Raw genomic sequence first — 14,411 nt, 5'->3', positions numbered from 1 at the left:
CTCAGTCGTCGAGGTGCCGGGCCTCGCCGCGGGCGATGAGGCGCTTGACGACGTAGACGGCGATGACGAACACCGCGACGACCGCCACGAGCACGTAGCCGGCGCCGTGCAGCTCGTCCGCGAGCTCGCGGTAGCTGCCGCCGGCGAGCCATCCGGCGGTCGAGTACGCGGTCGCCCAGAGCAGGCACGCGGGCAGCGTCCAGGCGAGGAACCGGCGGTAGGCCATGCCCGCGCTGCCGGCGATGAGCGGCACGAGCGAGTGCGCGACGGGCAGGAAGCGCGAGAGGAAGATCGCGATGCCGCCGCGGCGTGCGAGGTAGCGCTCGGTCCTGCGCCAGCGCAGCGACGCCTTCGGCCAGCGTCGTTCGAGCCAGCGGTCGATCGCCGGTCCGATCCAGCGGCCGATCGCGAAGCCGATCGACTCGCCGCACAGCGCTCCGATCACCGTCGCGCCGATGAGCGCGAGCCACCACGGCCACTCCTCGACCGCGAGCGCGGCGATGATGACGATCGTGTCGCCGGGCACGGCGAGCCCGAGCAGCACGCTCGTCTCGAGCAGCATCGCGAGCCCGGCGAGCACCGTGCGCAGCAGCGGGTCGATCGAGCCGATCGTCTCGAGCAGCACGCCGATCGCGTCGTCGATCACCGCCGGCTCGCGATCGGCGCGTCGATCGCCGGTGCCCGCCGCAGCGCCGTGAGCCGCTCCTGCCACGCGGTCGCGCGCTCGCCCCGGCCGACCTCCGGGCCGCCGTGCCAGCGCGTCACGACGCGGATGCCCCGGAGCGCGTTCGCGAGCCACACCTCGGCGCCCGCGAGGTCGTCGGGCGTCGCGTGCACCTCGCGCACCCGGACCCCGTCGGCCTCGGCGAGGTCGAGGAGCACGGCCGCCGTCACCGAGGGCAGCCGCGGGACGTCGGCCGCAGGCACGCGCAGCTCGTCGCCGTGCCACCACAGCAGCGCCGACCAGGCGCCCTCGGCGACCAGGCCACCCGCATCCGCACCGGTCGTCAGGATCGGCTCGACCTCCGCGCCGGCGCGCTCGCGCTCCTCCGCCTGCAGCAGGGCGAGCGCGGCGAGGTCCGGCCCCTTGCGGAGCGGCAGGGTGCGCGGGTCGCGCGACGCCGTGACGACCTCGACGGTGCCGCGCGCCTCGGGGGCGGGGCGGATGCGCAGGCGGATGCCCTCGGGCGTGAGGTCGAGGCGGGGCGACCAGGCGCCCGCGGGGACGTGCCGCATCGCGGCGTCGACGGCTGCGCGCGCGGCGGCCGGGTCGCCGCCGACCTCGGCGGCGGCGCGCGCGAACCGCTCTCGATGGCGGTCGAGCGCGAGCACCGCGCCGTCGATGACGAGCCATGAGTCGGCCGCGAGGATGAGGTCGTTCGCGCCGTGCTCGGCGGGGTCCGCGGGCTCGAAGCCGGCGCCCGTCCAGGCGCGCACGACATGCCTCCGGCTCATAGGATCGACCCTATGCCAGCGACCCCTGCGGCTCTCCTGCCGCACCTCGGGGCGCGCTGGACGCAGCCTGTGACGACGACGCCCGAGGCCGCGTTCGCCGCGCTCGAGGCGGCGTCGACCGACGTCGTCTGGCTCGACTCCTCCTCGGAGGGCGCGCACGTCGTCGGCGTCGGCGCGCACGTGCTGGTCGTGCGCGGGGGTCTCGCGAGCCTCGACGGACGGCCGATCCCGGGCGACGCGGTCGCCGCGCTCGAGGCGGCGCGCGCGGAGCTGCCCGGTGCGTGGGTCGGCTGGCTCGGGTTCGAGGCGGGCGTGCGGATGCTCGGGCTCGAGCCCGCCGAGAGCCGCTTCCCGGAGGCGGCGTGGCTGCTGCTCGACCGCTGGGTCGTGATCGAGGGCGGGCAGGCGCAGCTGCAGTCGCGCGACGGGCTGCCGTGGTCGCTGCCGGACGGTCCGGTGCCGGCGAGATCAGTGCCGGCGCTGCCGCCGATCGCGCGGGTCGAGCCGAGCGCGCTCCGCTGGCGGGACGACGACGCCGCCTACGCCGCGAAGGTCGAGCGGTGCCGCGAGCACATCCGCGAGGGCGACTCCTACGTCCTGTGCCTCACGACCGCGATCGAGGCGCCGCCGATCGACCCGATCGCCACCCATGCGCGGCTGCGGTCGGCGAGCCCGGTGCACCACGGCGGGCTGCTGCGCATCGCCGGCGTCACCGTGTCGAGCGCGAGCCCCGAGACGTTCCTGCGCGTGCAGGACGGCGTCGCGACGACCCGGCCGATCAAGGGCACGCGGCGGCGCGGGGCGGAGGACGACGCGGCCCTCGCGCGCGAGCTGTTCGACAGCGAGAAGGAGCGCGCTGAGAACGTCATGATCGTCGACCTGTGCCGCAACGACCTGCAGCGGGTGTGCGCGCCGGGGACCGTCGACGTCACGAGCCTCCTCGGCGTCGAGACGTTCCCGACCGTGCACCAGCTCGTGTCGACCGTGCAGGGACAGCTGCTGCCGGGGCTCGGCCCGCTCGACGCCGTGCGCGCGCTCTTCCCGGCCGGCTCGATGACGGGAGCGCCCAAGCGCCGCACGGTAGAGCTGCTGCAGCAGCTCGAGGGCGCCCCGCGCGGCGTGTACGCCGGATGCTTCGGGCTCGTCTCGGGGGAGTCGTGCCAGCTCGCGATGGTGATCCGGAGCGTCGTTGCGGACGCGGAAGGCGCGCACATCGGCGTCGGCGGCGGCGTCACCGCCCTCTCGGAGGCCGCCTTCGAGGTCGACGAGCTGCACGTGAAGGCGGCGGCCCTGCTCGCGGCCCTCGTCCCCGCCGCCCAGCCCCGCTGATCGAGCACCAGCCGGCCAGCCGCTGCTAATCCAGTAGCAGCCGGCGGAGCCGGCCGCGTATCGAGATCACGCCCGGGCGGGAGGTTCGTCTCGATACGCGGCGCCTTCGGCGCTGCTACTCGACGAGCGAGTACCGCTGATCGAGTAGCAGCCGGCGGAGCCGGCCGCGTATCGAGATCACGCCCGGGCGGGAGGTTCGTCTCGATACGCGGCGCCTGCGGCGCTGCTACTCGACGAGCAAATACCGCTGATCGAGTAGCAGCCGGCGAAGCCGGCCGCGTATCGAGATCACGCCCAGTTGGGAGGTTCGTCTCGATACGCGGCGCCTCCGGCGCTGCTACTCGACGAGCGAGTACCGCTGATCGAGTAGCAGCCGGCGGAGCCAGCCGCGTATCGAGATCACGCCCGGGCGGGAGGTTCGTCTCGATACGCGGCGCCTCCGGCGCTGCTACTCGACGAGCAGGTACTGCTGATCGAGTAGCAGCCGGCGGAGCCGGCCGCGTATCGAGATCACGTCGTCTCGATACGCGGCGCCTGCGGCGCTGCTACTCGACGAGCGGGGTCGACCCCGCCCGCGCCTCTGCGATGCGCGCGACCCGCTCGAGCCGCGACTCCCACTGCCGGCCGATCGCGTCCAGCCGGTCGGCCAGCGCGCTCAGGCTCGCGCCGATCGCCCGGTACTGCAGCGAGCGGCCGTCGCGCTCGGCGTCGACGAGCCCGGCTGCCTCGAGCACGGCGAGGTGCTTCGCGATGGCCTGCCGCGAGACCGGCAGCTCGCGCGCGAGGTCGCTCGCCGAGCGCGGCTGGCTGCCGAGCAGCTCGAGGATCGCCCACCGGGTGTCGTCGGCGAGGGCCGCGAGCTGCACCACCACGAGCTCGCGCGTCGGCGGGCCGGATGCGCCGGTCACAGCGCGACCGCGCGCAGCACGTGCGCCCGCAGGCCGTCGAGCACCTGCTCCCACCCGCCCGCGTTGCCGCGCATCCGCTCGTCGCGCTCCTCCTCGGGCACGCGCATCCACCCCGACTCGACCACCGTCACCCGCGTGCCGCCGTGCTCGAGCTCGTCCAGGTCGAAGCGCACGTCGCACGCGCGTGGGCCGGGCTCTGCCTCGCCGAACTCGCCCCACCGGAACGCGAACGTCTGCTCGGGGCGCAGCACGCGGATCGCGACGGGCCATCGCTGCCCCTCGTGCTTGAACGTGCCCGTGACGCCCTCGCGGAGGCCGCCGGGGAAGGCGGCCGGATGCCCCCACCACGCCTCGATCGACGCGGGGTCGGTGAGGTGCTGCCAGACGAGCGAGCGCGGCGCCGGGATGTCGAGCACGCGCGTGATCGTGCCGGCGAGCCGGTCGACGGTCGCGGGTGTCCAGCGGCGGGCGAGGAGCGCGACGAGCTCGTCGAGCTCGTGCGTCCAGCCGTGCTGGTTGTCGCGCATCGCGGCGCGCGCCGCTGCGGCGTCGCCGAGCCGCTCGAAGCCGGTCTCGACGACCGTGAGCCGCGTCCCGGCGTCGAGCGGCTCGAGCGTGAAGGTCGCGAGCGTGCTGTTGTCGTCACGCAGCTCCTCGCCGGGCCGCCCCCAGCGGAACGCCCAGACGTGCGGGCGCTCCGAGCGCTCGACGAGTGCGGGGAACGAACCATGGTCGCTCCAGCCGAAGCTGCCGGCCGCGCCTGCGCCCGTGCCCTCGGGGAAGTCCGCGCTGTCGCCGAACCACTCGGCGATCTCGCGCGGATCCGTGAGCGACTCCCAAACCACCTCGATCGGCGCCCGCACCTCGATCGTCCGAGTGACGCGCGTCGCGCCCTCGTCGATGACGGCCTCGGCCTCGTGCCTGCCGCCCTGGCGCTCGCTCTGCACTGCGTCGTCCATGACCCCTCCTGCAATCGTCCGGTTGCACGAGACGCTACGCCGCCGCCGTCCCCGTCGCAACCTTTCGGTTGCACATCCCGGGCGACGTGACGTCGAACTTCCCCGAACTGCGAGATCTCGGCCGCGAATCCCGCAGTTCGGGGAAGTTCGGCCGGCGAGGGCTCAGCGGGCGAGCGACTCCGCGAGGTCGACGAGCTCGTCGAGCTCGACCGTCCAGCCGGCGGCGAGCGCGCGCAGCGCCTCGCGCCGCGTGGCGTCGTCGCCCTCGAGCGGGAAGCCGTGCTCGACGAGGTGCAGCTGCGTCGAGCCGTCGATGTCGCGCAGCCCGATCTCGACCGTCGACGCGCGGCCGGAGAGGATCCCCTCGGCCCAGTCGAAGACGAAGCGCTCCTCGGCGTCGACCTCGAGGATGCGCGCCGCGAGCACGACCTCGCCGGTCCAGGCGAAGCGTCCGGTCGCGCCCGCGACCACACCATCCGGGAACGCGGCGATGTCGCCGAGCCAGCGCGCCAGCAGGTCGGGCTCGGTGAGGCAGCGCCACACCGCGCTGCGAGGAGCGTCGATCGCGACGATGCGCGTCACGCGCGAGGCGGGCACGTCGACCGTCGCTGGCGGGTTCTCGAACTCCGGCACCGACGACTCCCTTCCGCCACCCAGGCGGCCGTGGTGGCCGCGGGAACGGTCTCGATCATGCCATGCGGGGCTCTGCCTGGCTCGCCGTAGACTGGGAAGCCGTCGTGCCGCCTCCGGCCGACGACACCCAGGAGCATCTGTGACCGACGAGACCTACGACTTCGCCCGCATCCAGCAGCGCTGGCTGCCGGTGTGGGACCGCATCCGCCCCTTCGCGACCGACGACGAGACCGACGCACGGCCGCGCAAGTACGTGCTCGACATGTTCCCGTACCCCTCGGGCGACCTCCACATGGGGCACGCGGAGTCGTACGCGTACGGCGACGTGCTCGCGCGCTACTGGCGGCAGCAGGGCTTCAACGTGCTGCACCCGATCGGCTGGGACTCCTTCGGGCTGCCCGCCGAGAACGCGGCGATCCAGCGCGGCATCGACCCGAAGGCCTGGACGGCCGACAACATCGAGCAGCACAAGCGCTCGATGCGCCAGTACGCGACGGCGTTCGACTGGGACCGCATCCTGCACACGTCCGACCCGGCGTACTACAAGTGGAACCAGTGGCTGTTCCTCGAGCTCTACAAGGCGGGCCTCGCCTACCGGAAGCCGTCGAACGTCAACTGGTGCCCGAAGGACCAGACGGTGCTCGCCAACGAGCAGGTCGTCGCCGGCGCCTGCGAGCGCTGCGGCACGCCCGTGGTGAAGAAGAAGCTCACGCAGTGGTACTTCAAGATCACCGACTACGCCGACCGCCTGCTCGACGACCTCAACCAGCTCGAGGGCCGCTGGCCCGACAAGGTGCTGCGCATGCAGCGCAACTGGATCGGCCGCTCCGTCGGCGCTGAGGTCGAGTTCGAGATCGAGGGCCACCACAGCCGCGTGCCCGTCTTCACGACGCGCCCCGACACCCTCTACGGCGCGACCTTCATGGTCGTCGCGCCCGATTCCGACCTGGCCGCCGAGCTCGCATCGGGTGCGTCGCCGGAGGTGCGGATGCGGTTCCAGGCGTACCTGGAGGACGTCGGTCGCATGACCGAGATCGACCGCCAGAACGCCGAGCGCACGAAGACGGGCGTCGACCTGGGCCGCTTCGCGATCCACCCGCTCACGGGCGAGCGCCTGCCCATCTGGGCCGCCGACTACGTGCTGGCCGACTACGGCCACGGCGCGGTCATGGCCGTGCCCGCGCACGACCAGCGCGACCTCGACTTCGCCCGCGCCTTCGATCTGCCGGTCAAGGTGGTCGTCGACACGAACGCGGCGGTCACGGGCGTCATGCCGATGATCCCGATCGACGATGAGGGCAACGCGATCGAGCCCGAGGGCTTCGAGCCGCTCGATCCGAAGGCGACCGGCGAGGCGCTCACCGGCGACGGCCGGATGGTGAACTCGGGTGACCTCGACGGCATGTCGAAGCAGCACGCGATCGGCCGCATGGTGCAGATGCTCGAGGCGAAGGGCGTCGGCCGCGCCGCGAAGTCGTTCCGCCTGCGCGACTGGCTCGTGAGCCGGCAGCGCTACTGGGGCACGCCCATCCCGATCATCCACACCGCCGACGGCCAGGAGGTGCCGGTGCCGCTCGAGCAGCTGCCCGTCACGCTGCCCGACACCGCCGGCCTCGACCTGACGCCGAAGGGCACGAGCCCGCTCGGCGCCGCCGAGGACTGGGTCAACGTGCCGTCGCCGATCGACGGCAGCCCCGCGCGTCGCGACGCCGACACGATGGACACCTTCGTCGACTCGTCTTGGTACTACCTGCGCTTCCTGAGCCCGAACGACGACACCCAGCCGTTCGACCGCGCACAGGTCGAGCGCTGGGCGCCCGTCGACCGCTACGTCGGCGGCGTCGAGCACGCGATCCTGCACCTGCTCTACGCGCGCTTCATCACGAAGGTGCTCTTCGACCTCGGCCACGTGCCGTTCACGGAGCCCTTCGAGTCGCTGCTCAACCAGGGCATGGTCATCCTCGACGGCGCGAAGATGTCGAAGTCGAAGGGCAACCTCGTCACGCTCTCGGAGGAGCTCGAGCAGTACGGCGTCGACGCCGTGCGGCTCGCGATGAGCTTCGCCGGCCCGCCCGAGGACGACATCGACTGGAAGGACGTCAGCCCGACCGGTGCGCAGAAGTTCCTGGCGCGCGCGTGGCGGCTCTCGAAGGAGTCGCTCGCGAAGCCCGGCACCGACCCGAAGCCCGGCGACCGCACGCTGCGCCGCGAGACGCACCGCTTCCTGGCGGATGCGCCGGGGCTCATCGAGGCGCTGAAGTTCAACGTGGTCGTCGCTCGCCTCATGGAGCTGACGAACGCCGCGCGGAAGACCGTCGACACCGGTGCCGGTGCGGCCGACCCCGCGGTGCGGGAGGCGGTCGAGACGATCGCGCTCGGCCTGTCGCTCTTCGCGCCGTACACCGCCGAGGAGATGTGGGCGAACCTGGGCTTCGAGCCGTCGATCGCGAACGCCGGCTGGCGGAAGGCCGACCGCTCGCTGCTCGTCGAGCAGACGGTCACCGCGGTGGTGCAGGTCAACGGCAAGGTGCGCGACCGCATCGAGGTGGCGGCGGACGTCGCCGGTGACGAGCTCGAGCGGCTCGCACGCGAGCTGCCGGGTGTCGCGCGCTCGATCGGCGACGCGACCGTGCGGCAGGCGATCGTGCGGGCCCCGCGGCTCGTCAACTTCGTCGTCGGGTAGCGCTCTCCTGGCTGGTCGAGCCGCACGGCGAAGCCGAGCGAGTCGAGACCACCGCACGCTCGATCGGGCTGAGCCCGTCGCCAGCACCCCATCGGGGTCGGCGCGCGGCTCAGCCCGATCGAGCGTCCCCGCCGGGGCTGTCTGCACCGGAGCGCCGCGCGCGACCCCAGCCCTGCATCCACAGGGCTGACCGCGGCGCGCTCGTCGGCAGCCCGGCCCGCCCTACCGTGCTGGGATGGCCGGTGAGGGCGAGCGCGGTGCGGATGCGCGCTGGCGCCTCGGCGCGGGCGCAGCGGTCGTGCTCGTGCTCGGCGCCGTGGCGGGCGGCGTCGTGCAGCGGATGGTCGCTGACGCTCAGCCCGCGGTCGTCGCCGCCACGCCGGTCGCGACCGCCTCGACGGTACCGGCGGAGGTCGTCGTCGACGTGCAGGGTGCTGTCGCGCATCCGGGCGTGTACCGGCTGCCGGCCGGCTCGCGCGTGCTCGATGCGATCGCCCGCGCCGGCGGCACGAGCGCGGAGGCCGCGCCCGGCGCGCTGAACCTCGCGCGATCGGTCGTCGACGGCGAGCAGCTGCTCGTGCCGACCGAGGGGGAGGAGGCGGAGGCGGCTGCCGCGTCGCCGGAGGAGGGCGCGCTCGTCTCGCTCAACCAGGCCGATCAGGCCGCACTCGAGACGCTGCCGCGCGTCGGCCCCACGCTCGCGCTCGCGATCATCGCCCACCGCGACGAGCAGGGTCCCTTCACCGACGTCGCCGAGCTCGACGACGTCCCGGGCATCGGCCCCGCGCTGCTCGCGGCGCTGACACCGCTCGTGACGCTGTAAGCATGACCGGGCGCCGACCATGCGCACCCACCGGTGGTGAGCACGCATCGATCATGAGCAGGCACAGATCATGAGCACACGCTGATGCGCGACCTCCGGCTCGCCCTGCCGGTGGCCATCGCGTGGGCGGTGCTCGCCGGGATCAGCCCGCACGCGGCGATGCTCGGTCCTGCCGCTGTCGGCAGCGCCGTCGTGGCCGGCGCCTGCCTGCTCGCCGCACGCGGCGCATCCGGTGGGCACGACCGCATCGCGGCTGGGCTGCGCACGCTCGCGGTCAGCGCCGGCCTCGCGGTGCCGCTGCTCGCCGGCGCCGCCTCGACGACGGCGGTGCCGCTCGACGCCTGCGACACCATGTCGCTGCTGGTGCTCGGCGCATCGACGCCGGCCGAGGTGCTCGTCGCCGGCTGCGATGGCCGGGCGGCGGCATCCATCCCGCCGAGCGCGCTGCTGCTGCGCGCGGACGCCCCGCTCGCGATCGGCGCGACCGCCGCCGGTGCGTGCGACGCGTGGCTCGACGGATCGCGCTGGCTGCTCGCCTGCGTCCGGATCGAGGTCGCCGAGCCCGCGGTGTGGGCGGCGTGGGCGAGTCCGCTGCGTGACGGGCTGCTCACCGCGTCGGCGCAGCTGCCCGGCGCGGGCGGCCAGCTGCTGCCGGGGCTCGCGATCGGCGATGAGCGCCGCATCGGGCCGGCGCTCGAGGCCGCGATGCTCGGCGCCGGGCTCAGCCACCTCACTGCCATCTCCGGGGCGAACTGCGTCATCGTCGTCGGCGCCGCGTCCCACGCCGCTGCCGCGCTCGGCGCCCGGCGAGGAGCGCGGGTCGCGATCGCCGCGGGCGCGCTGGCCGGCTTCGTGCTGCTCGTCACGCCGGAGCCCTCTGTCGTGCGCGCGGGCACGATGGCGGGCATCGCCCTGGTCGGCCTCATGACCGGCCGTCGCGCTGGTGCGCTCGCGCTGCTCGCCCTCGCCGTGCTGCTCGCGCTCGCCGCCCAGCCCCACCTCGCGACGAGCGCCGGCTTCGCGCTCTCGGTGCTCGCGACCTGCGGCCTCATCGTGCACGCGCGGCCCATCGCCGTCGTCGTGGCGCACGTGCTGCCGATGCCCGTGGCCGCGCTCATCGCCGTGCCGGCAGCCGCGCAGCTCTGGTGCATGCCGGTGCTCGTCGCCCTCGACGCGAGCGTCAGCCTCGTCGCCGTGCTCGCCAACCTGCTCGCGGGCCCCGCCGCGCCGCTCGCGACGGTGCTCGGGCTCGCGGCGTGCGTCACGGCACCACTCGCGTCAGGCGTCGCAGCGGCCCTGGCGTGGATCGCGTGGCTGCCGGCCGCGTGGATCGCGCAGGTGGCGATGCTCGCACAGCAGCTCCCGGCGTCGCAGACCGCGTGGCCTGTCGCGCCCTGGGGCGTGGTCGCCGCATCCGTCATGCTCGCCGCGGTCGTGCTCGGCCACGCACGGCGGCACCTCCTGCGAGGCGTGGCGGTCGCCTCGGTCGTCGGTCTCGTCGCGGCGGGCGTCGCGGCGTGGCCGGCCGTGCGGCTCGGGTCGCTCGCCGACTGGACGATCGCGCAGTGCGACGTGGGGCAGGGGAGCGCGACGGTCGTGCGGCATGCCGGCGCCACGGTGCTCGTCGACGCGGGCCGCGAGGCGGAGCCGATCGACCGGTGCCTGCGGATGCTCGGGGTCCTGCGCGTCGACCTGCTCGTGCTGACCCACTTCGACGTCGACCACGCGGGCGGGGCGCCGGCGCTCGCCGGACGCATCGGCACGCTCGTGCACGGCCCGGTCGACGAGCGCGCCGCGCCGCTCGTCGCCGAGCTCGTCGCTGGCGGTGCGACGGCGCAGGAGGCGCGCCGCGGCGACGCGTGGATGCTCGGCGAGCTGCGCATCAAAGCGCTTTGGCCGACGGGCGACGACGAGCCGGGCAACGACGCGAGCGTCGCCGTCGCGATCGACGTCCCGGACGCAGCCGGCGCGCACGGCGCGGACGGCGCGCTTGAACTCGTCGTGCTGGGCGACCTGAGCGCCGGTGCGCAGTCCCGCCTGCTGCGCGCGGGCGTGCCGGGTCCGGCCTCCGTGATCGTGGTCGCCCATCACGGCTCTGCAGACCAGCTGCCAGCGCTCTACCGCCGGCTCGGCGCCGCGGTCGGGCTCATCGGCGTCGGTCCGAACGACTACGGGCACCCGACGGATGCGGCGCTGCAGCTCGTGCGCGACAGCGGGGGAGCGCCGCTCCGGACCGACGAGCTCGGCACGATCGCGCTCGCCGTCGACGATCAGGGCATCCGCGTGTGGTCCGAGCGCGTCGGTGGCCCGCCGTAGGCTGATCGCATGGCCGCGAGCATCCCCAAGATCAGCTGGGAGCAGGTGTCGCCCGCACCCGTCGTGCTGGTCTTCGGCAAGGAGTCGTTCCTCGCCGACCGCGCGCTCCAGCGCCTGCGAGCGCTGCTGCTGCTCGAGGATCCCGAGCTCGAGGTCCACGACGTCGATGCCGGCCAGTACAGCGACGGCGCGCTCGAGCTGATCGCGAGCCCGTCGCTCTTCGACGAGCCGCGGCTCGTGCGGGTCGCCAACGGCGTCAAGGCGACGGATGCCTTCATCGCCGACGTGCTCCGCTACCTCGCGCAGCCGGTCGACGGCACGACCCTCGTCATCCGGCACGACGGCTCGACCGTGCGCGGCAAGAAGATGCTCGACGCCATCCGGCAGACGCCCGGCGCGATCGAGGTCGTCTGCCAGCCGCTCAAGCGCGGCGACATGGTGCCCTTCGCACGCACCGAGCTGCGCCTGCTCGAGCGCGAGGCGACGCCCGGCGCGATCGCCGCGCTCGTCGACGCCTTCGCCTCCGACGTCGCCGAGCTCGCGAACGCGATCCGCCAGGTCGCGCTCGACACCGAGGGCGAGGTCACCGAGCAGGTCGTGCGCACCTACTACGCGGGGCGCGTCGAGACGACGGCGTTCGCGGTCGTCGACGCGGTCGTCGCCGGCGACGTCGCCCGCGCGCTCGTCACCCTGCGGCAGGCCATCGCGACCGGCGCCGACCCCGTGCCGATCGTCGCGGCATTCGCGATGCGCTACCGCCAGCTCGCGAAGGTCTCGGGCGCCGGCGGCTCCGACTCGCAGGCGGCGCGGCAGCTCGGCATGCAGGACTGGCAGGTCGGCAACGCCCGCCGCGACCTTCGGTCGTTCACGGATGCGTCGCTGTGCGACGCGATCGAGGCGATCGCGACCGCGGACGCGGCCGTGAAGGGCGCGGAGCGCAACCCCGGCCACTCGGTCGAGCGGCTCGTGCGCCAGCTGGCGGCGCGCACCGCCTGATCCGGGCGCCCTCGCGCTGCGGCGGAGACAGCAAGCGGTCGTCGTCGAGCCTCCGGTACCGATCTCCGGTACCGATCTGCGGGTGGCGGGGCTGCGCACCCGCAGATCGGTACCGGAACCGCCCCTTCGCGACGCGTTAGCGTGGGCGCGGCTCAGGCCGAGCCGCTCCACGGCGCCGGCACGATCGTCCAGAGCACGACGGCGGGCTCGCCGCCCTCAACCCGCCAGGTGTGCGGCTCGCGACCCGGCAGGGTGAGCGCCGCGCCGGCGTCGACCGTCACCGTGCGGTCGGCGAAGCGCACCGAGACGGAGCCGCTCACGACGTGCAGCACCTCGACGTCGCAGTTGATCGTGTAGAGGTCGCTGCCGCCGTGCGCGTCGGGCTCGAGCTCGGAGCGCAGCAGCTGCACGCGCTCCTGCCCGCGCGGCGACAGCATCCGCTCGTCGGCGCCGAAGCCGCCCAGGTTGATCGGCGGCGCCTCCTCCCAGGTGACGAGCTGCACCTCCGGTTCGGTGAACAGCGCGCCGACGGGGAGCGAGAGCACCTGGCACAGCTGCACGAGGGTCGCGACGCTCGGCGACGTCTCGTCGCGCTCGACCCGGCTGAGGAACCCCTTCGAGAGCCCCGTCGTCGTCGCGACCTGGCTGAGCGACATGCCCTGCGCGGTCCGCGCCGCGCGCAGCTTCGCCCCGATCGGGGTCGCGCCCTCGTCGGCGGCGGGGTGGATCGAGCGCATGGATGCTCCTGGTCGCGCGGGCCCGCTTGACGCGTCCGTGCGCGAGGCGTACCTTGTGGGCAATCGTTGCGTCCAGAGTATCGAAGGTTGTCAAATATGCAACTCCCGCAGGAGCAGGATCCCGCAGCAGCCGACGCGGTCGTCGAGAGCCGCGCGGCGCCGCGCGGCCCGGTCGACGCGAGCGTCGTCCCGCGCTTCGCCGGCATCGCCACGTTCGCCCGACTGCCGAGGCTCGACGAGGTCGGCCGCGCCGACATCGCGATCGCGGGCGTGCCGTTCGACAGCGGCGTGAGCTACCGCCCGGGCGCCCGCTTCGGCCCGGCGCACGTGCGCGAGGCATCCCGCCTGCTGCGGCCCTACAACCCCGCGCAGGACGTCTTCCCGTTCGCCTCGCAGCAGGTCGCCGACGCGGGCGACCTCGTCGCCAACCCCTTCGACCTCACGGCCGCGGTCGCCGAGATCGAGGCCGGCGCGCTCGAGCTGCGCCGGAGCGCCGACCGCCTCGTCGTCATCGGCGGCGACCACACGATCGCGCTGCCGCTGCTGCGCGCGGTGCACGCCGAGCACGGCCCGGTCGCGGTGCTCCACTTCGACGCGCACCTGGACACCTGGGACACCTACTTCGGCGCGCCCATCACGCACGGCACGCCGTTCCGCCGCGCGTCGGAGGAGGGCCTCATCGATCTCACCGCGAGCATGCACGTCGGCACCCGCGGGCCCCTCTACGACAAGGGCGACCTCGAGGACGACGAGCGGCTCGGCTTCGCGGTCGTCACGAGCGAGTTCGTCGAGGAGCACGGCGTGGCCACGGCCATCGACCGCATCCGCGCGCGCGTCGGCACCGCACCGCTCTACATCTCGATCGACATCGACGTGCTCGACCCCGCGCACGCCCCTGGCACCGGCACGCCCGAGGCCGGCGGGCTCACGAGCCGTGAGCTGCTGCGCATCCTGCGCGCGCTCTCCGACCTCCGGATCGTCGGCGCCGACGTCGTCGAGGTCGCCCCCGCGTACGACCACGCGCAGCTCACGGCGATCGCCGCGAGCCACGTCGTGTACGAGCTGCTGAGCGCGATGGCGCCGAGGGATGCCCGAGCATGACGGCCGAGGAGCAGGGCGTGCGCACGCCCGACCGAGCAGCGGTCGAGGCCGTGGCCGACGCCATCATCGACGCCTTCGCGGCGACCGACGGCGAGCGCTACTTCGCGGGCTTCTCGCCCGACGCGACGTTCATCTTCCACACCGAGCCCGCGCGGCTCGACGACCGCGCCGCGTACGAGCAGCTGTGGGGCGGATGGGTCGACAGCGGCTGGCGCGTCGCGTCCTGCGTCTCGACCGACCGCCTCGTGCAGGTCTGGCCCGGCGGCGCCGTCTTCACGCACACGGTCGACACCGCCGTCGAGACCCCCGACGGGCCCTCCGCCTACCGCGAGCGCGAGTCGATCGTCTTCGCGCTCGACGGCGACCGCCTGGTCGCCGTGCACGAGCACCTCTCGCCGCTCACCGAGCCCACCCCCGCCTGACCCTGCACGACCCGCGCACGCCGCGCACCTGACGACATCCGCCGAAGGA

General features: G+C 74.0%; 13 protein-coding genes. 7 read left to right on the top strand and 6 right to left on the bottom strand.

All coding sequences use genetic code 11. The features are described from left to right. Position 1 precedes the first annotated feature (1 nt). Entirely contained in the window at positions 2–646 is a 645-nt protein-coding gene (locus ACVWW9_RS13745; protein ID WP_354260317.1) for a DedA family protein, read from the bottom strand. Beyond that, entirely contained in the window at positions 643–1,455 is an 813-nt protein-coding gene (locus tag ACVWW9_RS13740) for an aminotransferase class IV (protein ID WP_456515944.1), read from the bottom strand. Before ACVWW9_RS13740 ends, ACVWW9_RS13745 begins: the two co-directional genes overlap by 4 nt. A 12-nt stretch (positions 1,456–1,467) precedes the next feature. Here ACVWW9_RS13740 and ACVWW9_RS13735 point away from each other — a divergent pair, with 12 nt between their 5' ends. Continuing rightward, entirely contained in the window at positions 1,468–2,784 is a 1,317-nt protein-coding gene (locus ACVWW9_RS13735; protein ID WP_456515943.1) for an anthranilate synthase component I family protein, read from the top strand. A gap of 545 nt (positions 2,785–3,329) precedes the next feature. Here ACVWW9_RS13735 and ACVWW9_RS13730 read toward each other — a convergent pair. The 3 genes from ACVWW9_RS13730 to ACVWW9_RS13720 form a co-directional block, all read right to left on the bottom strand. Continuing rightward, positions 3,330–3,692: an ArsR/SmtB family transcription factor gene (locus tag ACVWW9_RS13730; protein ID WP_456515942.1), complete on the bottom strand. Its 363-nt coding sequence runs from the start codon at positions 3,690–3,692 to the stop codon at positions 3,330–3,332. After that, positions 3,689–4,651, bottom strand: a complete 963-nt coding sequence (locus tag ACVWW9_RS13725) for an SRPBCC domain-containing protein (RefSeq protein ID WP_456515941.1) — start codon at positions 4,649–4,651, stop codon at positions 3,689–3,691. Before ACVWW9_RS13725 ends, ACVWW9_RS13730 begins: the two co-directional genes overlap by 4 nt. A gap of 162 nt (positions 4,652–4,813) precedes the next feature. Next, positions 4,814–5,284, bottom strand: coding sequence for an SRPBCC domain-containing protein (locus ACVWW9_RS13720; RefSeq protein ID WP_354260327.1), 471 nt, complete (start codon positions 5,282–5,284; stop codon positions 4,814–4,816). A 139-nt stretch (positions 5,285–5,423) separates the two neighbouring features. Here ACVWW9_RS13720 and leuS point away from each other — a divergent pair, with 139 nt between their 5' ends. The 4 genes from leuS to holA all read left to right on the top strand — a co-directional run bounded on the left by leuS (position 5,424) and on the right by holA (position 12,102). Then, positions 5,424–7,967, top strand: a complete 2,544-nt coding sequence (gene leuS, locus ACVWW9_RS13715; RefSeq protein ID WP_456515940.1) for a leucine--tRNA ligase — start codon at positions 5,424–5,426, stop codon at positions 7,965–7,967. Positions 7,968–8,202: 235 nt separating this feature from the next. Beyond that, positions 8,203–8,790 (top strand): helix-hairpin-helix domain-containing protein, encoded by a 588-nt coding sequence (locus tag ACVWW9_RS13710; protein WP_456515939.1) that lies wholly within the window; start codon positions 8,203–8,205, stop codon positions 8,788–8,790. An 84-nt stretch (positions 8,791–8,874) separates the two neighbouring features. Next, positions 8,875–11,106 (top strand): ComEC/Rec2 family competence protein, encoded by a 2,232-nt coding sequence (locus ACVWW9_RS13705; protein ID WP_456515938.1) that lies wholly within the window; start codon positions 8,875–8,877, stop codon positions 11,104–11,106. Between the two features lie 9 nt (positions 11,107–11,115). After that, complete coding sequence (holA, locus tag ACVWW9_RS13700; RefSeq protein WP_456515937.1) at positions 11,116–12,102, top strand: DNA polymerase III subunit delta; 987 nt, start codon at positions 11,116–11,118, stop codon at positions 12,100–12,102. A 152-nt stretch (positions 12,103–12,254) separates the two neighbouring features. Here holA and ACVWW9_RS13695 read toward each other — a convergent pair whose 3' ends face one another. After that, positions 12,255–12,839, bottom strand: coding sequence for a helix-turn-helix domain-containing protein (locus ACVWW9_RS13695; RefSeq protein WP_456515936.1), 585 nt, complete (start codon positions 12,837–12,839; stop codon positions 12,255–12,257). Positions 12,840–12,935: 96 nt separating this feature from the next. Here ACVWW9_RS13695 and speB point away from each other — a divergent pair, with 96 nt between their 5' ends. Both speB and ACVWW9_RS13685 read left to right on the top strand, forming a co-directional pair. Next, complete coding sequence (gene speB, locus ACVWW9_RS13690) at positions 12,936–13,940, top strand: agmatinase (RefSeq protein ID WP_456515935.1); 1,005 nt, start codon at positions 12,936–12,938, stop codon at positions 13,938–13,940. Beyond that, entirely contained in the window at positions 13,937–14,362 is a 426-nt protein-coding gene (locus ACVWW9_RS13685) for a nuclear transport factor 2 family protein (RefSeq protein WP_456515934.1), read from the top strand. Before speB ends, ACVWW9_RS13685 begins: the two co-directional genes overlap by 4 nt. Positions 14,363–14,411 lie beyond the last annotated feature (49 nt).

This window comes from Agrococcus sp. UYP33 (assembly GCF_054060915.1).
The sequence above is the reverse complement of the archived record's forward strand: the minus strand, read 5'-3'. Positions and strand labels throughout refer to the sequence as shown.